This window comes from Thioclava sp. F36-6, from assembly GCF_002020305.1.
In the GTDB taxonomy this organism is placed as follows: Bacteria; Pseudomonadota; Alphaproteobacteria; order Rhodobacterales; family Rhodobacteraceae; genus Thioclava; species Thioclava sediminum.
The window spans coordinates 978,952-1,003,529 of sequence record NZ_MPZX01000002.1; the positions used below are offsets into that span (position 1 = coordinate 978,952).

Annotated in this window: 27 protein-coding genes; 13 read left to right on the plus strand and 14 right to left on the minus strand. The window is 64.3% G+C overall.

Annotated features, from left to right (window positions below; translation table 11 throughout):
• Nucleotides 1–24: 24 nt before the first annotated feature.
• On the plus strand, nt 25–459 hold the full coding sequence (locus BMI88_RS11835) for a DsrE family protein (protein ID WP_078548999.1): 435 nt from the start codon (nt 25–27) through the stop codon (nt 457–459).
• Nucleotides 460–634: 175 nt separating this feature from the next.
• Nucleotides 635–1,654 carry a hypothetical protein gene (locus tag BMI88_RS11840; protein WP_078549002.1) on the plus strand — a complete coding sequence of 340 codons (1,020 nt, stop codon included), beginning with the start codon at nt 635–637 and terminating at the stop codon, nt 1,652–1,654.
• A 49-nt stretch (nt 1,655–1,703) separates the two neighbouring features.
• On the opposite strand, the gene BMI88_RS11845 is transcribed toward BMI88_RS11840, so the two are convergent.
• The 5 genes from BMI88_RS11845 to BMI88_RS11865 form a co-directional block, all read right to left on the minus strand.
• Nucleotides 1,704–2,597 (minus strand): SPOR domain-containing protein, encoded by an 894-nt coding sequence (locus BMI88_RS11845; protein WP_078549005.1) that lies wholly within the window; start codon nt 2,595–2,597, stop codon nt 1,704–1,706.
• A 65-nt stretch (nt 2,598–2,662) separates the two neighbouring features.
• Complete coding sequence (gene upp / locus BMI88_RS11850; RefSeq protein ID WP_078522510.1) at nt 2,663–3,295, minus strand: uracil phosphoribosyltransferase; 633 nt, start codon at nt 3,293–3,295, stop codon at nt 2,663–2,665.
• An 11-nt stretch (nt 3,296–3,306) separates the two neighbouring features.
• Nucleotides 3,307–4,524: a phosphopentomutase gene (locus tag BMI88_RS11855; RefSeq protein WP_078549008.1), complete on the minus strand. Its 1,218-nt coding sequence runs from the start codon at nt 4,522–4,524 to the stop codon at nt 3,307–3,309.
• A complete protein-coding gene (locus BMI88_RS11860; protein ID WP_078549011.1) occupies nt 4,521–5,843 on the minus strand; it encodes a thymidine phosphorylase in 1,323 nt (440 codons plus the stop codon). The genes BMI88_RS11855 and BMI88_RS11860 overlap by 4 nt, the downstream gene beginning before the upstream one ends.
• Entirely contained in the window at nt 5,843–6,235 is a 393-nt protein-coding gene (locus BMI88_RS11865; protein ID WP_075773944.1) for a cytidine deaminase, read from the minus strand. Before BMI88_RS11865 ends, BMI88_RS11860 begins: the two co-directional genes overlap by 1 nt.
• 242 nt (nt 6,236–6,477) lie before the next feature.
• On the opposite strand from BMI88_RS11865, the gene BMI88_RS11870 reads away from it, so the two are divergent.
• The 4 genes from BMI88_RS11870 (at nt 6,478) to BMI88_RS11885 (ending at nt 14,019) form a co-directional block, all read left to right on the plus strand.
• Nucleotides 6,478–8,754, plus strand: coding sequence for an NADP-dependent malic enzyme (locus BMI88_RS11870; RefSeq protein WP_078549013.1), 2,277 nt, complete (start codon nt 6,478–6,480; stop codon nt 8,752–8,754).
• Between the two features lie 206 nt (nt 8,755–8,960).
• On the plus strand, nt 8,961–10,853 hold the full coding sequence (locus BMI88_RS11875) for a propionyl-CoA synthetase (RefSeq protein WP_078549015.1): 1,893 nt from the start codon (nt 8,961–8,963) through the stop codon (nt 10,851–10,853).
• Between the two features lie 174 nt (nt 10,854–11,027).
• Nucleotides 11,028–12,569 (plus strand): ATP-binding protein, encoded by a 1,542-nt coding sequence (locus BMI88_RS11880; protein WP_146673557.1) that lies wholly within the window; start codon nt 11,028–11,030, stop codon nt 12,567–12,569.
• Nucleotides 12,570–12,684: 115 nt separating this feature from the next.
• The gene (locus BMI88_RS11885; RefSeq protein ID WP_246831875.1) at nt 12,685–14,019 is read left to right on the plus strand and encodes a sigma-54 dependent transcriptional regulator; all 1,335 of its coding nucleotides are present in this window, start codon (nt 12,685–12,687) and stop codon (nt 14,017–14,019) included.
• 3 nt (nt 14,020–14,022) lie between these two features.
• On the opposite strand, the gene BMI88_RS11890 is transcribed toward BMI88_RS11885, so the two are convergent.
• Nucleotides 14,023–14,787 carry an NAD kinase gene (locus BMI88_RS11890; RefSeq protein WP_246831876.1) on the minus strand — a complete coding sequence of 255 codons (765 nt, stop codon included), beginning with the start codon at nt 14,785–14,787 and terminating at the stop codon, nt 14,023–14,025.
• A 157-nt stretch (nt 14,788–14,944) separates the two neighbouring features.
• Between BMI88_RS11890 and glyA the strand changes: the two genes are divergently transcribed.
• Nucleotides 14,945–16,237, plus strand: a complete 1,293-nt coding sequence (glyA, locus tag BMI88_RS11895; protein WP_078549024.1) for a serine hydroxymethyltransferase — start codon at nt 14,945–14,947, stop codon at nt 16,235–16,237.
• 70 nt (nt 16,238–16,307) lie between these two features.
• On the opposite strand, the gene BMI88_RS11900 is transcribed toward glyA, so the two are convergent.
• On the minus strand, nt 16,308–16,679 hold the full coding sequence (locus tag BMI88_RS11900; RefSeq protein ID WP_078549026.1) for a hypothetical protein: 372 nt from the start codon (nt 16,677–16,679) through the stop codon (nt 16,308–16,310).
• Between the two features lie 143 nt (nt 16,680–16,822).
• On the opposite strand from BMI88_RS11900, the gene BMI88_RS11905 reads away from it, so the two are divergent.
• Nucleotides 16,823–17,611 (plus strand): alpha/beta fold hydrolase, encoded by a 789-nt coding sequence (locus tag BMI88_RS11905; RefSeq protein ID WP_078549028.1) that lies wholly within the window; start codon nt 16,823–16,825, stop codon nt 17,609–17,611.
• Between the two features lie 19 nt (nt 17,612–17,630).
• Here the strand turns inward: BMI88_RS11905 and BMI88_RS11910 are convergent, their stop codons facing one another.
• From BMI88_RS11910 to BMI88_RS11925, 4 genes are all read right to left on the minus strand, one after another.
• Nucleotides 17,631–18,122, minus strand: a complete 492-nt coding sequence (locus tag BMI88_RS11910) for a cytochrome b/b6 domain-containing protein (protein WP_078549031.1) — start codon at nt 18,120–18,122, stop codon at nt 17,631–17,633.
• Nucleotides 18,123–18,240: 118 nt separating this feature from the next.
• Nucleotides 18,241–18,423 (minus strand): hypothetical protein, encoded by a 183-nt coding sequence (locus BMI88_RS11915; protein ID WP_078522498.1) that lies wholly within the window; start codon nt 18,421–18,423, stop codon nt 18,241–18,243.
• A 112-nt stretch (nt 18,424–18,535) separates the two neighbouring features.
• Nucleotides 18,536–18,853 (minus strand): hypothetical protein, encoded by a 318-nt coding sequence (locus tag BMI88_RS11920; protein ID WP_078549033.1) that lies wholly within the window; start codon nt 18,851–18,853, stop codon nt 18,536–18,538.
• Nucleotides 18,854–18,982: 129 nt separating this feature from the next.
• Nucleotides 18,983–19,195, minus strand: a complete 213-nt coding sequence (locus BMI88_RS11925) for a hypothetical protein (protein WP_078549035.1) — start codon at nt 19,193–19,195, stop codon at nt 18,983–18,985.
• Nucleotides 19,196–19,310: 115 nt separating this feature from the next.
• On the opposite strand from BMI88_RS11925, the gene BMI88_RS19595 reads away from it, so the two are divergent.
• Nucleotides 19,311–19,448 (plus strand): entericidin A/B family lipoprotein, encoded by a 138-nt coding sequence (locus BMI88_RS19595; protein WP_108722389.1) that lies wholly within the window; start codon nt 19,311–19,313, stop codon nt 19,446–19,448.
• A gap of 91 nt (nt 19,449–19,539) precedes the next feature.
• Here the strand turns inward: BMI88_RS19595 and BMI88_RS11930 are convergent, their stop codons facing one another.
• Nucleotides 19,540–20,019 (minus strand): pyridoxamine 5'-phosphate oxidase family protein, encoded by a 480-nt coding sequence (locus tag BMI88_RS11930; RefSeq protein WP_078549037.1) that lies wholly within the window; start codon nt 20,017–20,019, stop codon nt 19,540–19,542.
• A 292-nt stretch (nt 20,020–20,311) separates the two neighbouring features.
• Between BMI88_RS11930 and BMI88_RS11935 the strand changes: the two genes are divergently transcribed.
• Nucleotides 20,312–20,704, plus strand: a complete 393-nt coding sequence (locus BMI88_RS11935) for a hypothetical protein (protein WP_146673558.1) — start codon at nt 20,312–20,314, stop codon at nt 20,702–20,704.
• Nucleotides 20,705–20,708: 4 nt separating this feature from the next.
• Here the strand turns inward: BMI88_RS11935 and lepA are convergent, their stop codons facing one another.
• A complete protein-coding gene (gene lepA / locus BMI88_RS11940) occupies nt 20,709–22,508 on the minus strand; it encodes a translation elongation factor 4 (protein ID WP_078522493.1) in 1,800 nt (599 codons plus the stop codon).
• A 119-nt stretch (nt 22,509–22,627) separates the two neighbouring features.
• On the opposite strand from lepA, the gene BMI88_RS11945 reads away from it, so the two are divergent.
• Complete coding sequence (locus BMI88_RS11945) at nt 22,628–22,819, plus strand: heavy metal-associated domain-containing protein (RefSeq protein WP_075773932.1); 192 nt, start codon at nt 22,628–22,630, stop codon at nt 22,817–22,819.
• A gap of 203 nt (nt 22,820–23,022) precedes the next feature.
• Nucleotides 23,023–23,331: a hypothetical protein gene (locus tag BMI88_RS11950; protein WP_078522492.1), complete on the plus strand. Its 309-nt coding sequence runs from the start codon at nt 23,023–23,025 to the stop codon at nt 23,329–23,331.
• 23 nt (nt 23,332–23,354) lie between these two features.
• On the opposite strand, the gene BMI88_RS11955 is transcribed toward BMI88_RS11950, so the two are convergent.
• Nucleotides 23,355–23,825, minus strand: a complete 471-nt coding sequence (locus BMI88_RS11955) for a low molecular weight protein-tyrosine-phosphatase (RefSeq protein ID WP_078542237.1) — start codon at nt 23,823–23,825, stop codon at nt 23,355–23,357.
• Nucleotides 23,826–23,854: 29 nt separating this feature from the next.
• Between BMI88_RS11955 and BMI88_RS11960 the strand changes: the two genes are divergently transcribed.
• Nucleotides 23,855–24,544: an NAD-dependent deacylase gene (locus BMI88_RS11960; RefSeq protein ID WP_078549042.1), complete on the plus strand. Its 690-nt coding sequence runs from the start codon at nt 23,855–23,857 to the stop codon at nt 24,542–24,544.
• Nucleotides 24,545–24,578: the final 34 nt, after the last annotated feature.

Consider the following 24,578-nt stretch of genomic DNA (forward strand, 5'->3'; position numbering starts at 1 on the left):
CCATGAAGTGAAAGGGAGATCACGATGGTAAAGGGAGGACTCCGCCTCGGGCTTGCGCTCGCGGCGATGGTTTGGGCGTTGCCCGCTATGGCGAATGAGAAAATCGCCATTCAGGTCAATAGCGCCGATCCGCAAGTGATGAACATGGCGCTGAACAACGCGCTCAACATGATCAAATATTACAAAGACCAGGGCGAAGACGTCCAGATCGAGCTGGTCACCTACGGGCCGGGCCTCAACATGCTGCGCGCCGACACCTCGCCGGTGAAAGCGCGCGTCGAGGAAATGGCGATGCTGGGTCAGCCGATCCATTTCCGCGCCTGCGCCAACACGCTCGCGGCGATGACCAAGAAGCTCGGGAAGGAGCCTCCGATGGTCGAAGAGGCGGAAATCGTCCCCTCCGGCGCGGCCTATCTCGTCGATCTGCAACGCGATGGCTACGCTTATCTGCGCCCCTGACGAACGACCGCGCGGGCGGCCCTTCGCTTTCCGCGCGCTTCGATTTGAATTGCGACCCATCTCGCCCCGCTCGGCTTTCCGCGCGGGGCGGTTTACGTTACAGGCAGGGCTGTTTGATTGACCCCCCGGCAGGATCGGCTATCCTCTTGACAAACAAGAGCAGAAACGGGCCCGCATGACCGCCCTCTCCGAATATGAACGCCTCGAGGCGATCGGTATATGGCGTCCCGATGCGGACGCGCAGCGCCGCGAGGTGATCCTCTCGCTGGGCGACGCGACGCTTGTGCTGTCGGAGTCGCGCTCCGGCACGGCGCTCGCGCATTGGTCGCTGCCTGCCATGCATCGCCGCAATCCCGGCAAACGCCCCGCGATCTTCGCCCCCTCCGAGGAGCCGGGCGAAGAGCTCGAGATCGAAGACGAGACGATGATCGCCGCGATCGAGAAGGTCCATGCGATGATCGAGGCAAAGCGCCCGCATCCGGGGCGGCTGCGCGGCGTGCTCATCGGGGCGGTGCTGCTGGCAGTTGGCGCCGTGGCCCTGTTCTGGCTGCCCTCGGCGCTGGTCGATCATGCCGCGCGCGTCGCCCCCCAGGCCAAACGCGTCGAGATCGGCCGCAAGCTGCTCTCCGAGATGGTGAAGATGACCGGCTCGGCCTGTCACAGCCCCGGCGGGGATCGCGCCCTGTCCGCGCTGGCGGAACGGCTGCCCGGACAATCGGTCATCGCGGTCCTCCCGCAGGCGCTCGAAGGGGCGCGGCTACTGCCGGGCGGGATGACCGTGGTCGGCCGCGACACGATCGACGGGCCAGACACGCCCGAGGTCGTCGCGGGCTACATCATCGCCGCGCAGAACAGCGCCGCCGGAGGGCGCCCGTTGCACCGGATGCTCGACCGTCTGGGCCCCGCGGCAGCACTGCGGCTGCTGACGACGGGCGATCTTCCCGAGAGCGGGCTTGCCGAATATGCGCAGGATCTGCTGCAGCACCCCCCGGCGCGGGCCGATGGCGACACGCTGCTGCGTGCCTTCCGCGATGCCGGGGTCAGCGCGACGCCCTATGCCTACGCGCTCGACCCGACCGGAGAGTCGGTGCTGGGCCTGATCGAGGCCGACCCGTTCAAGGGCCAGCCGGCGCCGAAGCCGGTTCTGGAAGATGCGCAATGGGTGGCGCTGCAGGACATCTGCTCGGCGCAATGAAAAACGGCCCCGAAGGGCCGTTTGATCCGCCTTGCGCCTTCACGCCTCTTCAGCGCACCAGCGCATCCGGAAAGCCCGACCGACGCGCCGAGGCCAACGCCGAATTCAGCTTCGCACTGTCATAGAACGGCCCGGCATAGACCACCGTCAGCTCCTGCGTCTTGGAGGTCGCGACCGGCAGTCCCAGCGCCTGCAGACGCTTCGTCGCGGTCGCGACATTCGCGACATTGGCGAAGCTGCCGACCTGCACATATTGCTTGCCGTTCGAACCGACCGGCGCGACCGATTTGCTCGACATGGTGACGGTCGGCACCACCACGACCCGGGGCTTCGGCACCGGCGGATAGGAGCCCTCGGCATAGACCTGATCCGGCGTCGCCGTGGGGCGAAGCTGCATCGGCGTCTCTTCGGTCCAGCGCGCGCGCATCTGTGTGTTGCCGTGGACGGTGCGCGGGCCGCGATAGGGGTTCAGCCGCCCGTCGTCGAAGGCATTCGTCCAGCCATTCTGCGGCTTGGGCGCGTGGGTCATCACCGGGGCGAGCCCACCGACGCTCACGCTGTGAGACACGCGCGACGGATCGCGCGGCACAGGCGGAGAGGTCGGGGTCGGCGAATAGGGCGCGCGCATCGCGGCAGTGGCGCGGGCCGCAGGGCTCGGAGCCACGGTTACCGACGCAACCGGCACGGTGGGCGCCACGCTGGGCGTATGGCCGCAGACGATGCCGCGGTCGCTATTCATCTGCGGCACCCAGCGCACGGCCCCGCCATAATCCGCGCGCACGAACACGCAGCCCTGACTGTCGACATATTGCGGATCGGTATAGCTCGCCGGGGGCATTTCGGCGGGCGCATATTGCTGCGCCCGCGACTCCGATGCGAAGCCTCCCAGCCCCAGCGTGAGAATTGCGCCCAGACCAGCCGCCGCTCCTGCTTTCAGTCGCATATCCACCCCCTGATGTTTCCAAGGGGAGGATAGACGGGTTTGCCTTTGAGTAAAGGGTGTTGGCCTTACTTCGTGCCGAACATCCGGTCGCCCGCATCGCCCAGACCCGGCACGATATAGGCGTGATCGTCGAGCCTCTCATCAAGCGCTGCGGTCACGATCGGCACGTCCGGATGCGCCTCTTTCATGCGCGCGACACCCTCGGGGGCCGCCAGCAGGCACATGAAGCGAATGTTCTTCGCGCCCTTTTCCTTGATCAGGTCGATCGCCGCGACCGAGGAGTTGCCGGTGGCCAGCATCGGATCAACCACGATGGTCAGACGATCTTCGAGCTCGCTCGGCAGCTTGCAATAGTATTCGACCGGCTTCAGCGTCTCGGGGTCGCGGTAGAGGCCGACAAAGCCCACGCGCGCCGCCGGGATCAGCTCCAGCACGCCATCCAGCAGACCGTTGCCCGCCCGCAGGATCGAAACCAGCGCGAGTTTCTTGCCTGCGAGGATCGGCGCGTCCATCTCCTGAAGCGGCGTCTCGATATTCTTCGAGGTCAGTTCAAGCTCCGACGTGATCTCATAGGCCAGCAGCAGGCTGATCTCGCGCAGCAGACGCCGGAAGGACGCGGTCGACGTGTCCTTCTCGCGCATCAGGGTCAGTTTGTGCTGCACCAGCGGATGTTTGACGACGGTCAGATGGTCACTCATTGTGTTGTCCCTCACAGAAAGCTTTTGCCCGGCCCTTGCGCCGGAATGTTCAGATGCGTGGCGAGCGAGGCCGCGAGATCCACATAGCCCACATTGCCCACGCTGCGCGACCCGATACCGGGGCCCGCGCCCAGAACCGGCACGCGTTCGCGGGTGTGATCGGTGCCGCGCCAGCTTGGATCGTTGCCGTGATCGGCGGTGAAGATCGCCAGATCGCCCGGTTGCAGGCGGTCGAGGAATTTGGCCGCCATCGTGTCGAACCATTCCAGCGCGCGGGCATAGCCCGAGATGTCGCGGCGATGGCCGTAGAGGCTGTCGAATTCCACGAAATTGGCGAAGGTGAGCGAGCCCTCCTCGGCCTCATCCGCTAGCCGGATCAGGTGATCTGCCAGATCGGCATCGCCCTTGCCCTTGTGCAGATGGGTGATGCCGCGATGCGAGAAGATATCCCCGATCTTGCCGATCGCATGGGTCACGCGGCCCGCATCATAGGCCCAGTCCAGCAGCGTCGGCGACGGCGCCGGGATTGCATAGTCGCGGCGGTTCGGCGTGCGGGTGAACTGCCCGTTCTCGCCGATGAACGGTCGCGCGATCACACGCCCCACCTTCATCGCATGGAGCGTCGGCGCGAGCCCCTCGCAGAGCTTCAGAAGGCGGTCGAGGCCGAAATGCTCCTCATGGGCTGCGATCTGGAACACGCTATCGGCGGAGGTGTAGCAGATCGGCCAGCCGGTGCGGATATGCTCGTCACCCAAGTCTTCGATGATATTGGTGCCCGAGGCGTGGCAATTGCCCAGAATGCCCTCGGTCCCCGCGATCTCGCAGGCTTTCGCGACGATATCCGCCGGGAAGCTGTTGGTCTGATCCGGGAAATAATGCCATTCCCACGGCACCGGCACGCCCGCCAGCTCCCAGTGCCCCGAGGGCGTGTCCTTGCCGGGAGAGATCTCGGTGGCCGCGCCCCAGAGCCCGACAGGTTCGACCATCAGCCCCGGCGCCTCCTCGCCCGAGGCGAGCTTCACGCCCGCGCCCAGACCCAGACCGGCCAGCGTCGGCATATTCAGCGGACCGGAACGGCCTTCCTCAGCGCGCCCATCCGCACAGGCCTGCGCGATATGACCCACGGTATTCGCGCCCGTATCCGGCGCGCCGTCGTTGAAGAAACGATCCGCATCGGGCGCGCCGCCGATCCCGACGCTGTCCATCACGATCAGAAAGGCACGGCTCATTGCACATCCTCCGGGCCGATCCGTTCGTGGATCAGGGGCGGCTCTTCGGGGGCCTCGTCGCTTAGCTCGATCGCGGCCAGAAGGGCGGCTTCGGCGGCATCGGCGTCGCGGTCATTCGCGGCATGGATCGTCACCAGCGGCTCGCCCGCGGCCATGTCCTCGCCCAGAGCCACGATCTCCCACAGACCGACCGAGGGGTTGATCTTGTCGGTGCCGACCAGACGGCCGCCGCCCAGATGCACCACCGCCTCGCCCACCGCGCGGGTGTCGATGCGGCTGACGAAGCCCGCACGCGGGGCCTCCACCGCCCGGATCACCGGGGCCGACGGCAGACGGTCGGGGAAGCGTTCGACGAAATCGCTCGGGCCGCCCAAAGCTGCGATCATCTTGCCGAACACCTCGACCGCGCGCCCGTTGCTGAGCACCTCGTCGATCCGTGCCGTGCCCTCGACCGCGTCCTTGGCCAGCCCCGCGAGCACCAGCGCCTCGCCGCCCAGCGCCGCCGTCACGTCCCACAGCGCCTCGTTCACGCCGGTTCCGGTCAGCGTCTCCATCACCTCGATCACCTCCAGCGCATTACCCGCCGAATGGCCCAGCGGCTGGTCCATGTCGGTGATCAGCGCCGTAGTCTTGCAGCCTGCGCCGTTCGCCGTGGAGACAAGGCTTTGCGCCAGCGCCTTCGCATCCTCGGGCCGCGCCATGAACGCGCCCGAGCCGACCTTCACGTCGAGGATCAGCCCTTCCAGCCCGGCGGCCAGCTTCTTCGACAGGATCGACGCGGTGATCAGGTCGATGCTCTCGACCGTGCCGGAGATGTCGCGGATTCCGTAGAGCCGCTTGTCGGCGGGGGCGATTTCGCCCGTGGCGCCGACGATGGCGCAACCGACCTCGCCCACGACCTTGCGCAAAGCGCCGATGCCGGGCGTCGCGTCATAGCCGGGGATCGCTTCCATCTTGTCGAGCGTGCCGCCGGTATGGCCCAGACCGCGCCCCGAGATCATCGGAACGTAGCAGCCACAGGCCGCCAGCGCCGGCGCGAGCAGCAGCGAGACGGAATCCCCCACCCCACCAGTCGAATGCTTGTCGATCACCGGGCCGGGCATGTCCCAGCGCAGAACCTCGCCGGAATCGCGCATCGCTTGCGTCAGCGCGACGCGCCCCTCGGTGCCGATGCCTTTCAGCAGAACGGCCATCGCGAAGGCCCCCGCCTGCGCATCCGAGACCGAGCCATCGGCCAGACCGCGCGCGAACCATTGGGCTTGATCTGCGCTCAGGCTTTTGCCGTCGCGCACCGATTGGATAATGCTGCGGGCGTCCATCAGGTGTTTTCCATATGGCTCATGTCGAAGCGACCGGGCAGCAGATCGCCCACCGTCGTGTCGAGCCGCTCGCCTTCGGTCGTGGCCAGTGTCACCGGCGTGTCGTGGCGCGCGAATTCCGCCAGCTTCTGACGGCAGCCGCCACAGGGCGGCACGGGTGTCGGGCTGTCGGCGATCACGGCGACCTCGGTGATCTCGGTCTCGCCTGCCGCCACCATCGCGGCGATCGCGCCAGCCTCGGCACAGGTGCCTTCGGGATAGGCCACGTTCTCGACATTCACGCCGCTATAGATGGTGCCGGACGCCCCGCGCACCGCCGCACCGACCTTGAATTTCGAATAGGGCGCATAGGCGTTTTCACGCACCTGACGGGCAGAATCGAGCAACGACATCGGCGGTCTCCGGGCCATGGCCGGAGCGTAAAATTTGTCCAGCCGGTTGAGTTCTCCCGATCCTGCGCCGCGCCTGCGTCGGATGCAAGCGCTCACCTCGCGCCACCCCGCCGCCTCGCGCGGAGTTCATGCCGCAACGTAATTTCATGGGGTTGCAATCACCCCCTTCGTGCTATCTAGAACGACGGGAGAGTCGCGCGCGAAAAATTAGTTTAGCGCTAAACCAGTTTCGGGAGGATCTCATGGAAGAGCTGCGTCAGGACAACCTGCGTCAGTCGGCACTGGACTATCACGCCAAGCCGAAACCCGGAAAACTGGAAATTCGCGCAACGAAGCCGCTCGCCAACGGGCGCGATCTGGCCCGCGCCTATTCCCCCGGCGTGGCGGAGGCCAGCCTTGCGATCAAGGAAGATCCCGACACCGCACGCGACTACACCGCGCGGGGCAATCTGGTCGCCGTCGTCACCAACGGCTCGGCCGTGCTGGGCCTGGGCAATATCGGCCCGCTCGCCGCGAAGCCGGTGATGGAAGGCAAGGCGGTTCTGTTCAAGAAATTCGCCGATATCGACTGTTTCGATATCGAAGTCGCCGAGAACGACCCCGAGAAGCTCGCTGAGATCGTCTGCGCGCTCGAGCCCTCCTTCGGCGCGATCAACCTCGAAGACATCAAGGCCCCCGATTGCTTCATCGTGGAGAAGATCTGCCGCGAAAAGATGAACATCCCGGTCTTCCACGACGACCAGCACGGCACTGCGATCGTGGTGGGCGCGGCTGCGACCAACGCGCTGCGCATCGCGAAGAAGAACTTCGAGGACATCAAGATCGTCTCGACCGGCGGCGGCGCGGCGGGCATCGCCTGCCTCAACATGCTGCTGAAGCTGGGCGTGAAGCGCGAGAATGTCTGGCTCTGCGACATCGAAGGGCTGGTCTACAAGGGCCGCGAAGCTGACATGACGCCGCAAAAGGCGGACTATGCGCAGGACAGCGATCTTCGCACGCTCGACGAGGTGATCGAGGGCGCGGATATGTTCCTCGGCCTCTCCGGCCCCGGCGTGCTGAAGCCCGAGATGGTGCAGAAGATGGCCAAGCAGCCGATCATCTTCGCGCTGGCGAACCCGAACCCGGAAATCCTGCCCGACGTGGCCCGCGAGGTCGCTCCCGATGCGATCATCGCGACCGGGCGCAGCGATTTCCCGAACCAGGTCAACAACGTACTGTGCTTCCCCTTCATCTTCCGGGGCGCACTGGACGTGGGCGCGACGACGATCAACGACGAAATGCAGATCGCCTGCGTCGAGGGGATCGCGAAGCTCGCGCGGCAAACGACCTCCGCCGAGGCCGCTGCCGCCTATCGCGGCGAGAAGCTGACTTTCGGCGCGGATTACCTGATCCCGAAACCCTTCGATCCACGCCTGATCGGCATCGTCGCCTCTGCCGTGGCGAAGGCCGCGATGGAGACTGGCGTGGCGACCCGCCCGCTGGAAAATCTGGATGCCTACAAGGTTCAGCTCGACGGCTCGGTGTTCAAATCCGCGCTGCTGATGCGCCCGGTCTTCGATGCCGCCGCGACCGCAAGACGTCGTATCGTCTTCGCCGAGGGCGAGGATGAGCGCGTGCTGCGCGCCGCCAATGCGATGATCGAGGAAACCACAGACACGCCGATCCTGATCGGTCGTCCCGACGTGATCGAGATGCGCTGCGAACGGGCGGGCCTGCCGCTCGATCTGGGCGCGGTCGAGATCGTGAACCCGGAAAACGACCCGCGCTACCGCGACTATTGGGGCACCTATCACGAGCTGATGGCCCGGCGCGGCGTCACACCCGATCTGGCGCGCGCGATCATGCGCACCAACTCCACCGCCATTGCCGGGGTCATGGTCCATCGCGAGGAAGCGGATTCGATGATCTGCGGCACGTTCGGGCAGTATCTCTGGCACCTGAAATATGTGCGCGAAATCCTCGCTCGCGACGGGCTGCATGCCCAAGGCGCACTGAGCCTGATGATCCTCGAGGACGGCCCGCTTTTCGTGGCCGATACCCATGTCCATCACGCGCCCACGCCCGAGCAGATCATGGAAACGGTCTGCGGCGCCGCACGCCACGTCTCGCGCTTCGGCCTGAAGCCGAAGATCGCGCTGTGTTCGCATAGCCAGTTCGGCAATCTCGACAGCGACTCCGGCGAGCGTATGCGCGCCGCGATGAACCTGCTGATCCGGCGCGAGGTCAATTTCGACTTTGAGGGCGAGATGCATGTCGACGCGGCCCTCGATCCCGAGACCCGCGCCCGATTGATGCCGAATTCGCGCTTCGAGGGGGCGGCGAACGTGCTGGTCTTCGCCAACACCGACGCGGCCTCGGGCGTGCGCAACATCCTCAAGATGAAAGCAGGCGGCCTCGAAGTCGGACCGATCCTGATGGGGATGGGCAACAAGGCGCATATCGTGACGCCCTCGATTACCTCGCGCGGGTTGCTGAACATGTCGGCCATCGCGGGCACGCCGGTCGCTCACTACAGCTGAGTCGCGTGCACCTGCGAAATTTGCAAACCCCTCCCGGGCTGCAAAGAAGCTGAATACTCGCCCGCAGTTTGCAAAAGTTTGCGGGCGATTTATCGCGCTTTCTGCAAATTTTTTGGCGTCGCACCCGATTGTGCGCGGTAACATTCTTGCGCCAACGCGTTGCGCTTCGTAACACATCTCCAAATTCCTGAGGAGGAGATGTTCGCATGGGCTACAAAGAGGTCTATTCCGCCTGGCAGGCCGATCCCGAAAAATTCTGGATGGACGCCGCCGAGAAGATCGACTGGGACGAGAAGCCCTCGAAGGCCCTGTTTGACGGAGACGCGCCGCTCTACGAGTGGTTCTCGGACGGAATGGTCAACACCTGCTGGAACGCGGTCGACCGCCATGTCGAGCAAGGGCGTGGCGATCAGATCGCGATCATGCATGAAAGCCCGATCACCCACTCGACCAAGGGCATCACCTACAAGGAATTGCAGACCCGTGTGGCCTCGCTCGCCGGTGCGCTGAAGATGCGCGGCGTCGAAAAGGGCGACCGCGTCATCATCTACATGCCGATGATCCCCGAGGCGCTGGAAGCGATGCTCGCCTGCGCCCGGATCGGCGCGGTCCATTCGGTCGTGTTCGGCGGCTTCGCGGCGCACGAGCTCGCGGTGCGGATCGACGACTGCACCCCCAAGGCGATCATCGCGGCAAGCTGCGGCCTCGAGCCCGGGCGCACCGTGCATTACAAACCGCTTCTGGACGAAGCGATCGAACAGGCCGAGCACAAGCCGGAGTTCTGCGTCATCTTCCAGCGCGAACAGGAAGTGGCGAAGCTGATCGAGGGGCGCGACTTCTCGTGGCACGGCTTCCAATATGGCGTGAAACCCGCGGACTGCGTGCCGGTCGAGGGCAACCACCCGGTCTACATCCTCTACACCTCCGGCACGACCGGCCAGCCCAAGGGTGTCGTGCGCCATACCGGCGGCCATCTCGTCGCGCTGCAATGGTCGATGAAGAACATCTACAACATCGAGGCGGGCGACCGTTTCTGGGCGGCGTCCGATGTCGGCTGGGTCGTGGGCCACTCCTACATCTGCTACGGCCCGCTGATCGCGGGTGCGACCACGGTGGTGTTCGAGGGCAAGCCGATCGGCACCCCGCATCCGGGCGTGTTCTGGCGGATCATTCAGAACAACCGCATCAAGAGCTTCTTCACCGCCCCCACCGCGCTGCGCGCGATCAAGCGTGAGGATCCGAACGGCGAGTGGATCAAACGCTACGCGCTGCACGATCTGCAGGCGCTGTTCCTCGCCGGCGAGCGGGCCGATCCCGCGACCGTCGAATGGGCGCAGAAACATCTCGGCGTTCCGGTGGTCGACCACTGGTGGCAGACCGAGACCGGCTGGGCCATCGCCGCGAACCCGATCGGGATCGAAGAGCTGCCGACCAAGGTAGGCAGCCCCTCGGTGCCGATGCCGGGCTACGACATTCAGGTGCTCGACGAGGGCGGCCACCCGGTCGAGACGGGCCAGCTTGGCGCCATCGCGATCAAGCTGCCGCTGCCTCCGGGCACGCTGCCGACGCTGTGGAACGCCGAAGCGCGCTTCAAGAAAAGCTACCTCGAGCAATTCCCCGGCTATTACGAGACGGGCGACGCGGGCTATGTCGACGAGGACGGCTATCTCTACATCATGGCGCGCACCGATGACGTCATCAACGTCGCGGGTCACCGCCTCTCGACCGGGGCGATGGAAGAGGTCCTTGCCGGGCATAACGACGTCGCCGAATGCGCCGTGATCGGCGTGGCCGACGACCTGAAGGGGCAGACGCCGATGGGCTTCCTGTGCCTCAATTCGGGCTGCAACCGTCCGCATGGCGAGGTGGTCAAGGAATGCGTGAGCCGCGTGCGCGAGCAGATCGGCCCGGTCGCGGCCTTCAAACTCGCCACCGTGGTAGACCGCCTGCCGAAGACCCGCTCGGGCAAGATCTTGCGGGCCACGATGGTGAAGATCGCGGATGGGCAGGACTGGAAAATGCCCGCGACGATCGACGACCCCGCAATCCTCGACGAAATCACCGAGGCGCTTAAGGGGCTTGGCTATCCGAAGAAATAAGCCGAGCTTATCATAAGCGCACTCATTTTGAGCGACGCAGATAGGCACCACATCAAAAGTTTACGCGAGAGTTAAGAAGCCGCATCCACAATGGGTGCGGCTTTATGCTATTGTTTATGTTATCGAAGGTTAATTTGAGAACCGTACCCCGGAACCATCCATCGAGGGGTTATTTTGACGAACCGAAAGTTGCCCGATCCCGCTGCGCAGGAGCCATTCGCATCGTTGCGATGCGATCTCGGTCCTTTGTGGCAGCACGATCTGCGCGCCGCGCTTGCAGATGTGATGTGCGGTCTGGATGCGGCGCTCGCCGATCCGGGCGGTCAAAGCACGCATGGACAATTGGAGCGCGCGCGCGAAGCGGCGAGCGATCTGGCACAGCTTCTCGATCTGGACGGAGCGAAGAAAACTGCGCCCGCCGCGTCGAGCCATGAAGCGACAAGCGAGCTTTCCGACGCGTCCGAGGCAAGCCCCGCTCCCCCGCATCTGGTCATTGCCGATGCGCTTGAACGGGTACGCCGCCGCTGGACAAGCGCGGCCCATGTTCGGGGCATGTCGCTCGCGATCCACATGGCCCCTGATCTGCCGCCCGTTCTGGCGATCGATCGCGTGCCGCTCACCCGCATCTTCGCCAATCTGATGCGCAACGCGCTGTGCTATGCCCAGCGCGGCACGATCCACCTGTCGCTCGACTTCGACCCGACCGAGGGGCTGCTGCTGACCGTGCGCGACGAGGGCGATGGCTTCCCAGAGGAACGTCTGCGCGCGCCAGCCTGCGCAGGGCAGCGCAGCGAGCCCGCCACGTTCCGCAACCCCGAGGGGCAAGGTCTGGGCCTCGCGATCTGTCACGCGCTGGTGGCAGAGGCCGGCGGCAAGATAGACCTCGCCAACGCGCCCGAAGGCGGGGCCGAAATCCGTGTCTCGCTCCCGGCCCATCCCGTCGATATCGGCTCCACGATGCGCGATGCCCCCCTGCCCGATCTGAGCGGGTGGAACGTGCTCGTTGCCGATGACAGCGAGATGAGCCGCGCCGTGCTCGAACAATTCCTGAGCGCGATGGGCGCGCAGGTGACCGGGCTGCGTCGTGGCGACAGTGCGGCCGCGCAACTGCGGGCCGAACGCTTCGATCTCGCGGTGCTGGATGTCGAGATGCCCGGCTGCCGCGGCCCAGAGGTGATCGCCAGCATTCGCCGCTCCGGTCTGCCTTGGGCGGACCTGCCGATCATCCAGTGCAGCGGCTATCGCGACGTGGAGAAAGGCGCGGCCGATGCCTGCCTGATCAAGCCGGTGCTGGGCCTGCAGCCGATCCTGCGCGCCTTGGAAGAGGCTGGTTGCATGACGACCGTGCCACGCGTAACTACGCCGCCGCGCGGTTTGCTCGCCCATCTGCGTCTGGCCGAGAAGGCATTGCCAGTGGGGCTCGGACAGGAACTGATCGCCGATCTCGAGACGGTACGTCACGGGCTGTCGCTCGCACTGCCCCCTTTCGACCTCTGCGCCCTGCAATTGCTGAGCCATAAGCTCAGTGCGGTGGCCGGAGTGGCGGGTGATCACCCCCTCTCGCGGCATGCACGCGCGCTTGACAGTGCAACCCGACATGGGACTTATGAAGATATTCAAGATCTTGGCCGGGTCGCCCTCATTTTCATCGACCGGCTGATAGCCACCACCCGAAATAATTTGAACACGAAGACTGATTTACAGCATGAGAACTAGTGACTCCGATACGACCACCCCGGACAGGGATACCAGCTCCAAGACGGATAGTCCGCAACACGGCCTCAGTCGAAACGGGCGGAACAGCGTCGACACCGAGACCGAACATTTTCTATTGATCGAAGATGTGGGATCGCTCCGGGCGATCTATGACGCCTATCTGCGCAACGCCGGCTTCATCACCCATCTCGCGGCAAGCGCCGAGGAAGGGATGCGCATCTTCCGCGACAACCCGATCCGCATGGTGCTGTTGGACCTGATGCTGCCCGATCGCGACGGCGACACGCTGATCGCCGAAATGCTGGCCCTGCGCCCCTACGCGGCGATCATCGCGGTCACTGCCGACCGCTCGATCGACCGCGCGGTGCGGGCGATGCAGGAGGGCGCGATCGACTTCCTCGTCAAACCGATCGACGAACCTCGCTTCAGAAGCGCCATTGAGAGCGCACGCAGCCTGTCGCTGCGTTCGGATGTCGACGACGCGAGCGCGAGCGAAGATACGGTCGGGGATTTCGTCGGCAACGCGCCGCAGATGCGGGCACTTTACGCCCGGACCCGCGCTGCCGCCCGCTCGACCGCGCCTGTCTACATCTGGGGCGAGAGCGGCACCGGGAAGGAGCTTTGCGCCCAGGCGGTTCACGCCACGAGCCCCCGCGCCGATGGTCCCTTCATTGCGCTCGATTGCGGCGCCCTGGCCGCCGAACGCGTCGACAGCGAACTCTTCGGCCATAACCGCGGGGCCTTCCCGGGCGCTTTGGAGGACAAGGACGGTGCGCTCCTCGCCGCCGATGGCGGCACGCTTCTGCTCGACAATATCTGCGAACTTGCCCCCACCGCACAGATCAAGCTGCTGCGGTTCCTGCAGAGCGGCCAAGTCAAACCGCTCGGCGCCAGCCAACCGGTCGACGTCAATGTGCGGATCGTCTGCGCGGCCAAGAGCTCGCCTAGCGTCATGCTGCAAAACGCTGTGCTCCGCGAGGATCTCTATTACCGGCTGATGGTGCTCACGATCGAGATGCCGCCGCTGCGGATGCACCGCGAAGATATCGGCCCTCTGGCAAGGATGGCGCTGGAGCGGTTCGCCTCCGAGGAACAGCGCGACTTCAGCGAGATCGAACCTGAAGCAATTACCCGCCTGGAGGACCGCCCGTGGCCCGGCAATGTCCGCCAGCTGATAAATGTGATCCGCGCGGCGATTGTGATGCATGACGGTCCGGTGCTGCGCGCTCATATGCTGCCGGAATTCGATCCGACGACGAGCCGTGCCGCGCCCACCACCGCCCCGGCGGTCGATCCTTTCGCGGACCGCACCCTGGCCGAGATCGAACGTGCGGCGATAGAGGCCGCGATCAACCGGCATGACGGATCGATCCCGCGCGCGGCGCTGGAACTGGGGGTCGCGCCCTCTACGATCTATCGCAAGCGCGACGCGTGGCTGTCGAAGGGCTGAGCTTCAGGCGAACTGTTCGCGCATCAACCGCTCTTCGAGCCCGTGACCGGGGTCGAAGAGGATGCGGTGCTCGATCTCCGGCTCGGAGCGCACCTCGACCCATTTGACCGGCTTGACCGAGCGGCTGTCCGCATCGGCCATGACCGGGCGCTTGTCGGGTTCGAGAATGTCGAAGCGCACCAGCGCGGAGGATGGCAGGATCGCGCCCTGCCACCGCCGCGGCCGGAAGCTCGCGATCCCGGTCAGCGCCAGCACGTCCGAGCCGATCGGCAGGATCGGCCCGTGGGCGGAGAAGTTATAGGCGGTCGATCCGGCGGGCGTCGAGACGATCGCGCCGTCGCAGACCAGCTCCTCCATCCGCACTTTGTCGTTGATCGAGATTTTCAGCTTCGCCGCCTGCGGGCCCGCGCGCAACAGCGAGACCTCGTTGATGGCAAGCGCCTCATGCAGCATCCCGTCCTGGGTCTCGGCCTTCATCGACAGCGGATTGATCACCGCCTGCTCCGCCGCTTCGAGCCGCGCGGGCAAATCGTCAGCGACATAGTCGTTCATCAGGAAGCCGACCGAGCCGCGGTTCATCCCGTAAACCGGCAGCCCCGTGCCCTCGTGCAGGCATTGCAGCATGAACCCGTCCCCGCCAAGCGCCACGATCACATCGGCCGCATAGCGCGGCACCTGCCCGTAGCGCGCGACCAGATCGGCCTGCGCCGCCTGCGCCGTCTCGGCGTGGGAGGCCGCGAAATGGATATGGGTATACTGGTTCGCCACCGCGCGGTCCTCCTGCTTGTCCAAGGTGTTGCAAGGGCTTGGACGAAAGACAAGCGTCAATCCGGCGCGGAAATGACCGATTTGGTCGTTTGTCTGCTTTCAGCCCTGTGAAATCTGCGCTAAACGGTCGGCGACCGGATCTTTGCGAGGAATGGCCATGAAAGACCAACGCGATGCGGGCTTCTTCACCGAAAGCCTCTCCAGCCGTGACCCCGAACTCTTCAAGTCGATCACCGATGAACTCGGTCGCCAGCGCGACGAGATCGAACTGATCGCCTCGGAAAACATCGTCTCGAAGGCGGTGATGGAGGCGCAGGGTTCGGTGATGACGAACAAATACGCCGAAGGGTACCCGGGCAAGCGCTACTATGGCGGCTGCCAATATGTCGACGTCGCGGAGAACCTCGCGATCGACCGCGCCAAGGAGCTGTTCGGCTGCGAATTCGCCAACGTGCAGCCGAACTCGGGGAGCCAAGCGAACCAGGGCGTGTTCACCGCGCTGCTGAAGCCGGGCGACACGATCCTCGGCATGAGCCTCGATGCGGGCGGCCACCTGACCCACGGCGCCAAGCCGAACCAGTCGGGCAAGTGGTTCAACGCGATCCAATACGGCGTGCGCAAGCAAGACAGCCTGCTGGACTACGAGCAGGTCCGCGAACTGGCGCTCGAGCACAAGCCGAAGCTGATCATTGCGGGCGGCTCGGCCATTCCGCGTCAGATCGATTTCGCCAAGTTCCGCGAGATCGCGGATGAGGTCGGCGCTTGGCTGATGGTCGACATGGCGCACTTCGCCGGCCTCGTGGCCGGTGGTCAGCACCCCTCGCCCTTCCCCTATGCGGATGTCGCGACCACCACGACGCACAAGACGCTGCGCGGTCCGCGTGGCGGCATGATCCTCACCAACAACGAGGAGATTGCGAAGAAGGTGAACTCGGCGATCTTCCCGGGCATCCAGGGCGGTCCGCTGATGCATGTCATCGCCGGCAAGGCCGTGGCCTTCGGCGAGGCACTGCGCCCCGAGTTCAAGGGCTATGCCAAGCAGGTCGTGAAGAATGCTCAGGCGCTGGCCGACGAGCTGATGAAAGGTGGCCTCGACATCGTCACCGGTGGCACCGACACCCACGTGATGCTGGTCGACCTGCGCCCGAAAGGCGTGAAGGGCAACGCGACCGAGAAGGCTCTGGGCCGCGCGCATATCACCTGCAACAAGAACGGCATCCCGTTCGACCCGGAAAAGCCGATGGTCACCTCGGGCATCCGTCTGGGCACGCCCGCCGGCACCACCCGTGGCTTCGGCGAGGAAGAGTTCCGCGAGATCGCGCGCCTGATCGTCGAAGTGGTCGACGGGCTCGCCGCGAATGGCGAAGAGGGCAATGGCGAGGTCGAAGAGGCCGTGAAAGCCAAGGTCGCGACCCTGCTCAGCGGCTTCCCGATCTACCCCGAACTGTGATCCGGTTCCGAGATTGAATTGAAGGCCCCCGCGATCCGGGGGCCTTTTCATGTCTGGGGGTGTGGAGCGATCAGATCGCTCCGGTCCAGACCATCGCGGCCAGCAAGGTGCCGCCCACGATCACCACGATCACGGCGATCGAACTGGCAAGGCCAAGCGCCGCAGCGCGCAGCCGCTCCGCCGCGCCCAGCGGCTCGAGATAGTCGCGACAGGTCGCGAAAGCGCCCTCTACCCGGCGGGCATCCAACTGCCGGGCGATCTTGGGCGCGTGCGCTTTGCGCTCGGCATCGACCAGCACCAGCGCCGCCTTGCGCACCTTGCGCGGCAACGCCCGGGCTCGCGAGGCGACCCGCGCCTCGAGCGTCGCCCCCTTCGCCCCCAGCCGCTGCGCCAGAAGCCGCGAGACCTGCCCCACCATCTGATTGATCTTCTCCGGCCCCATCCGGCCCTCTCCCTTACGCAGCGTTCAGCAATTCCGCACCGGACGCTACCCGCCGCGCGAGATCAGCGCAACTGCGCGCATGGACGCAGATTTTTTCGCATCCGCTCTGGAAGCGCCCCGGGAGGCGATCTAGCTTAGGCGCCATGTTGAATACGACCCCCTACACCTCCGACAGCAATCCCGGCGCGCGACCGCTGATCATCGCCCCCGGTCTTTTCGGATCGGCCCGGAACTGGAACGCGATCGCCAAGCGGCTGAGCGCGGACCGCCCCGTCATCGCGCTCGATATGCGCAATCACGGCGACAGCCTCTGGGACGACGATCACAGCTATCAGGCGATGGCAGGCGATATCGCCGAGGTGATCGAGGCGAATGGCGGGGTCGCGGATGTGCTGGGCCATTCGATGGGCGGCAAGGCGGCGATGACCCTCGCCCTGACGCAGCCGCAACTCGTGGCGCATCTCATCGTCGCGGATATCGCGCCTGAGAACTACGATCATGGCGACAACCACAGCGCGCTGATCGAGGCGATGCAGGGGATGGATATCAGCGACCTCACCTCGCGCTCCGCCGCGGATGAGCGACTGGGCGAGCAGGTCTTCGATCCGGGCACCCGCGCCTTCCTGCTGCAATCGCTCGTGCTGCGCGACGGCCCGCCCCGCTGGAAGTTCAACCTTACCGCATTGAAGGCGAATATGGACGACATCCTCGGCTGGCCCGAGGCGCTGGAGGGCAAGCAGTTCGACGGCCCGACGCTGTTCCTGTCGGGCGCAGACTCGCATTACGTGCGGCCGGAAATGCACGACCGTATCCGCGGTTTCTTCCCGCAGGCGCGTTTCGAGGAAATCGACAACGCCGGGCACTGGCTGCATGCCGAGAAGCCCCGCGAGTTCGAAGCGGACGTGGCGCGTTTCCTCGACTCGACGAGCTGAGGAAACCGCGCCGCTGCGCTCACGCGCCCGGCTTCATCATCCGCCGGATCAGGTGATCGCGCTTGACGTATTGGTGATAAAGCGCGGCCGCCACATGCAGCCCGGCCAGCCACAGCAACAGGGTCGTCAGGATCGAGTGCGTCTCGGCCGCCCATCCCAGCTGCCCGTAATAGGCCACGAGGCCCGCAATCGGGATCAGGAACAGCAGCGCGTAGAGCAACCAGTGGACTGCAGCCGCGCCGCGCCGGAAAATGGCGGGATCGTTCTCCGGCGGCTCGGGCGCGCCATGGCTCGCGCGCAGTATCAGGCGCCAGATCGCAAGCACGAGCACCGCGACACCCAAGACGATGTGGCCATAGGTCAGGACACCGGCGTCAGCCGATCCGCTCTCCATCAGATCGTGGAAGGTATGGCCCATCGCGTCATTGAACAGATACTGGACGATGAGCAGCAGGACGACGGCCCAGTGGAGCCAAATCTGGGTTTTCGAATAACCGGGAGCGTAGGACATATTACCTCTTTGAATTGACGAAACGCCGCCGCGCCTCGCCGGACTAGCGCGGCGAAGGCGCAGAGGTTCCGCCCTTCACGAAGTTGGGATTTTCCCGACGCCTGTGCCGCCCGCGCCGTCAGGCGTTTTCGCGGATCATTTTGGCGATATACCATGCAACGGGCACGGCGACGAGGAACCCGATTACCGCGGAGACGATCATCGCGTTGGTGGTGAACATATTCATCGTCAGCGCGGCAGTGATGAGGATACCCGCGAGGGTCGGTCCGACGAGGGCGTAGATGATACCGAAGAGGCGCATGTCTGATCTCCATTGAGCGGCGCATTTCGGTGGTCAGACTGACTCCGATCACGCGGATGTGACCTTGATCCGCATCAAGTCCGCGCGGTCGCCGCTGCGGCAGGGCGTCGCATCAGCAATCGAGCTGGAAGCGCGCCTCCCCCGTATCGCCGGGCAGCGAGGGTGATCGATAGAGCCCGCCCGCCGGTCCCGCGACCTTGCAGCCCGAAACCTGCTCTGCCGCGCGGATCATCAGGGGCGGCACGCGCCCCCGCTCTGCCCGGCGTAGATAGCCCATGCGCACCACCTCCGCCCGGTCTCCCTTGAGGAAGACGACGAACTCGATGCCGTCGAGCGTGACCGTATGCCGCGATGCCCCGAAGAACTGCGGCGCCGGGGAGGCGCAGCCCGCGAGAAGGCCAAGAATAAGGAAAAACGGGGCTTTAGACATTGAAAGGCTCCGGGGAGGGACAACCCGGAGCCTTTCAGAGCTTAATTAACAAGAAGTTAACCAGCTCGGGCGGAGTGTGCGGCCCCCGCGAGGGACAAAGCAGGGGCCGCAAGACCGTTCTGACAGGGATCATGCCTGGCGGGGCGGCCAGAACGGGTCATTCCTTTTTATGCGCCGCTCGGTCCAAAGACCTGCGGGAATTCCTAAGACAATCCCGACGATCACGGCGAACGCGAATTCCTGCCATCCGACAAAGCCGAAAGTCAGAGCTGCGATCACCACGACCCCGGTCACGACGAGGGCCGAGAGGGCGGCGAGGAATAAGCGCAGAGGCTTCTTCATTCGGGCTCTCCCTTATGTGTTCGAGGGCAAAACGCCGCTCCTTGCCTCCAGTTCCACGGAACCGTAAATTTTTTCGTACGTTGGCCGGTGATGGCTTAATAGGAGAGCGAAAGAGATGACGAAATCGGTTCAAATGGCGGCAATGACCGTGATCCTTCTGGGCCTCGCGGCCTGCAACACCGTGCAAGGCGCAGGCCAGGACCTGTCCGTTGCAGGCAATACGATCGCGGGCGAAGCGCGTCAGGCGCGCTAAATTTCAAGCCTGACAGCCACACGAAAAAGTCAAAGGCCCCGGAGTTTTCCGGGGCCTTTTTCTTGCCTCTGACGTCAGGGACGCGCCCGGCTCAGTAATTCACATGAGCGACACGGTCCTTCATCGACTCGCCCGGGTCCGACGACAGCAGGATCTTCGCGCCCGCGACCAGCGCGTTGCCGCTGTCCCAGATCTCGGCCTGATCCGGATCGAAGCGCAGCAGCACCAGTTTGGGGTCGTCCTTGCCCTCATACCAGGCGCCGATGAAGGGGGTCCAAAGCCGCTCCACGGTCTGCGGGTCGGTAGTCTCGGTCAGACGCCCCGTGACGGTCGCGAAAACCTTGTGGCCCTTGTCCGAGAAGGTGAACATCGCCCCTGCCCCGGGGGCCAGCCCTTCCATCAATTCCGTGTCGCGCGCGGTGAAGAACCACACAGGACCGGGCTTTTCCTCGACGATCGCGGTCATCGGGCGCGGCGCTGCCGTCTCGACGCCCGCGCGCGCCAGCATCACGGTGCGATCCGAGTCGAGCGCATCCCAGAAATCTTTCTCGATCTTGGCTTGGTCGGTCATATCGTTTCCTCCTGAAATAGGTCTGGGAGGAGAACGTGGGGGTGGGAGGAGGGTTCCGACGTTGCAACCTTCGGTGGGGCGGCTAAGCTCTATAGAATATGTGCAAGTTTCTGAGCCATTTGCCAACACGTTCATATTTCTGAGACCTAGAGCTTTGCCCAATCACCAAAAACCATTCGTACAAGAACAATTGGGCCCAAATTTTCTTCTCGATTTGGGCGTATACTTGCAGACCTGCGCGCACATCGAACTAATCGTCTGCGCTCTCATCTGCGAACTTGAAGAGCTTGAGATGAACAGTACCGAATGGGTTCTGCGCCACAGCGAACTTCGAAAAAGCAAACCCAAGACACTATTTAACGCGCTACGCAATGCAGCCAGTCGGACGACACATCCGAAAGCCATTGAAGCGGAAACCATCCACGACCTTGTCGATTGGATGGAGACTTACATAGGTAATCGCCACATCGCCGCCCACGGCGCATTCTTCTGGGAGCCGACCGGGAAACTGCGCGTAAATTACTGGCACGTCGACAAATCAGTCACGCCAAATCGAAGAGCGATCGATGAGACTCACATCACCAAAGAACTGGTGAGCGAAGTCATCGATGATGCAGATCGAATTCTTCGATCCCTCTGGGGCGCGTTGGCGCAATTAGGCGCGGTTCCGGCCGAACAAAAATAGTTTTTCACTCATCCATCTTCAGCGCCGCGATAAACGCGCTTTGCGGGATTTCGACTTTCCCGAACTGGCGCATCTTCTTTTTACCGGCTTTCTGCTTTTCCAGCAGCTTCTTCTTCCGGCTCGCGTCGCCGCCGTAGCATTTCGCGGTCACGTCCTTGCGCATCGCCGACAGGGTCTCGCGCGCGATCACGCGGCCACCGATGGCGGCCTGGATCGGGATCTTGAACATGTGACGCGGGATCAGGTCTTTCAGCTTTTCGCACATCGCGCGGCCGCGGGCTTCGGCGCGGTCGCGGTGGACCATGATCGAGAGCGCGTCGACCGGCTCGTCATTGACCAGAATCGACATCTTCACGAGGTAATCCTCGCGATATTCGGTGATCTGGTAGTCGAAGCTGGCATAGCCCTTGGTGACCGATTTCAGGCGGTCGTAGAAATCGAACACGACCTCGGCGAGCGGCAGGTCATAGACCACCATCGCGCGGCCACCGACATAGGTCAGGTCCTGCTGGATGCCGCGGCGGTCCTGACAAAGCTTGAGCACATCGCCGAGATATTCGTCCGGCACGAGGATCGTCGCCTTGATGCGCGGCTCCTCGATATGATCGACATAGGTCAGATCGGGCATGTCGGCGGGGTTGTGAAGCTCGATCACCTCCCCATCCTTCATGTGGATCTTGAACACGACCGAGGGCGCGGTGGTGATCAGGTCGAGATCGTATTCCCGCTCCAGACGGTCGCGCACCACTTCGAGGTGCAACAGCCCGAGGAAGCCGCAGCGGAAGCCGAAGCCGAGCGCCGCCGAGGTTTCCATCTCCGCCGAGAAGCTCGCATCGTTCAGCTGCAGTTTCTCGATCGCGTCGCGCAGCGCCTCGAAATCGTTCGCATCGACCGGGAAGAGACCGCAGAACACCACCGGGATCGAGGGTTTGAAGCCCGGCAGCGCCTTGGCGCAGGGCTTTTTCTCATGGGTGATCGTGTCGCCGACCTTGGTATCGCGCACCTGCTTGATCGAAGCGGTGAAGACGCCGATCTCACCGGGGCCCAGCTCGTCGATATTGACCATCGCGGGTTTCAGAACGGCGAGACGGTCGAGCTTGTAGGTCGCCCCCGTCTTCATCATCTTGATCTGGTCGCCCTTCTTGATCACGCCATCCATGACGCGGATCAGAACGACGACCCCCAGATAGGGGTCATACCACGAATCCACGAGCATCGCTTTGAGCGGCGCGTCGCGGTCGCCCTGCGGGGCGGGTAGACGCTGCACGATGGCTTCCAGAACGTCCGGGATACCCAGACCGGTCTTCGCGGAAATCTCGACGGCGTCCGAGGCGTCGATCCCGATCACGTCCTCGATCTGCTCCTTCACGCGCTCGGGCTCTGCCGCGGGCAGGTCGATCTTGTTCAGGACCGGAACGATTTCGTGATCCGCGTCGATCGCCTGATAGACGTTGGCGAGCGTCTGCGCCTCGACGCCCTGCGAGGCATCGACGACCAGCAGCGAGCCTTCGACCGCCTGCATCGAGCGCGAGACTTCATAGGCGAAGTCCACGTGACCAGGGGTGTCGATCAGGTTCAGCACATAGGTTTTGCCATCCTTGGCGGGATAGTCGATCCGCACCGAGTTGGCCTTGATCGTGATGCCGCGCTCTCGCTCGATATCCATCGCGTCGAGGAGTTGGTCCTTCATATCGCGTTCGGCCACGGTACCGGTCAGCTGGATAAGCCGGTCGGCAAGCGTGGATTTACCGTGGTCGATATGCGCCACGATGGAGAAATTGCGGATGCGATCAAGATCAGTCATGGGCGCGCGTATACAGGGGAAAAAGCGGGCCGGGAAGAGGGATTGAACGCCATCTGCCATTGACCTCGGCCCGGTCGCGTCCGACATATCCCTGAGACACGAAACACGGGAGACGCAAGATGATCTATTCCGTTCCGAACATGACCTGCGGGCACTGCAAAGCCTCGGTCGAGGCTGCGATCGAAGAGGTTGGCGGCAAGGCCGATGTCTATCTGGAAGATCGCGAGGTCGAGGTGGAAGGGCTGCCCGAATCCACCGTGATCAGCGCCCTGAAAGGCGCAGGCTACGAGGCCACCCCGGTCGAAGAGTGATCTGGAGAGCGGACGCCATCCAGATTTAGTGGGCCCGTGCGTGCGCAACGCGACGGCTAGAAAACGGGTTCCCTCCCCTGCCCCGAACCGGCGGAATCCTGCCTGTTTTGTTGCCCGCTTTTTGAATTTGAGTTAGAATCGCGGACAAATGAGCAGGCAGGATCGGCAAACACATGCCGGCCGCAACGACAAAGGGGCAGTAGATGATTTTCAAGACCACACTCGGACTCTGTGCATTCTCGGGCGCCATGGCGCTTGCTTCGATGGCTTCGGCCGGGCCGATCGACAACGCGTGTCAGAAAGCGGGCCGCGCCAGCAATCCCGGCACCTGCGGCTGCATCCAGCAAGTCGCGGATATGACGCTGAGCCATCGCGACCAGCGCCGCGCCGCCAGCTTCTTCCACGATCCCGACCGCGCGCAGGAAGTGCGCATGTCCGACCGCCAGTCGGATTCGGACTTCTGGGACCGCTACAAGAATTTCGCCGCGACGGCGGAAGGCTTCTGCAAGTAAGCGCTTGATCGGCGGCGCGCGGTCTACTGCCCGCGCCGCTTTTCTTCCTCATCGGCCAGCAGGTCGGCAATCAGTTGATCCGCGCCCGCCTCGATCAGATCGAGGGCTCCATCGAAATTGCGGGTGAAATAGGGATCGGGCACATCGCGCGGACCCTCCGGGCCGTCGATGAACATCTGCACCTGTGCGCGCATCTCGCGCGGCGCCCCGTCGAGCGCATCGCGCAGGTTATTCTCATCCATCGCGAGGATCACATCGAACCCGTCGTAATCGGCGGGCTGGATCTGCCGTGCGCGCAGGCTGCGCATGTCGTAGCCGCGCGCTTCCGCCGCCGCGATCATAGGATCGTAGGGCGGCTCGCCCAGATGCCAGGTGCCGGTGCCTGCACTGTCGAACTCGATATCGAGCCCCGCTGCGGCGGCCTTGTGACGGGTCACCGCTTCGGCGGCGGGCGAGCGGCAGATGTTGCCAAGGCAGAGAAAGAGGATACGCATAGGGTGAAGTGATAACGGAGGGCGCAGCGATGGCCAAGGTCGTGATTCTGACGGGCGCGGGAATTTCTGCCGAAAGCGGCATCCGCACGTTTCGCGCAAGCGACGGCCTGTGGGAAGAACACCGCATCATGGACGTGGCAACGCCCGAGGGCTTCGCGCGCGACCCCGCGCTGGTGCATCGCTTCTACAACGCGCGCCGGGCAGCAGCGCGGACGGCCCAGCCGAACCCCGCCCATCTCGCGCTGGCCGAGCTGGAGGCCGATCCGGGCCACGAGGTTCTGGTGGTGACGCAGAATGTCGATGACCTGCACGAGCGCGCCGGCTCTCAGAACGTGATCCACATGCATGGCTCGCTCTTCGGCGCGCTGTGCCACGCCTGCGACCATCGCTGGCCCGCGCCCGAGGCAATGCAGCCGCGCGACACCTGCCCCGAGTGCGGACGCAAAGCCACGCGACCCGACATCGTCTGGTTCAACGAGATGCCCTATCAGATGGATCGGATCATCCGCGAGCTGGAGGCGGCGGATCTGTTCGTCTCGATCGGCACAAGCGGCAACGTCTACCCGGCGGCAGGCTTCGTGCAGGACGCCGCGATGTGCGGGGTGGAGACGCTGGAGCTGAACCTCGACCCCTCGGCGGGCAGCACGATGTTCGACACATCGCGCCAAGGCCCGGCGAGCGTGCTGGTCCCTCAATGGGTGCGCGAGCGGCTGGGATAGCCGTGAGAGGAACGACAGGGCGGCTGACCGCCCT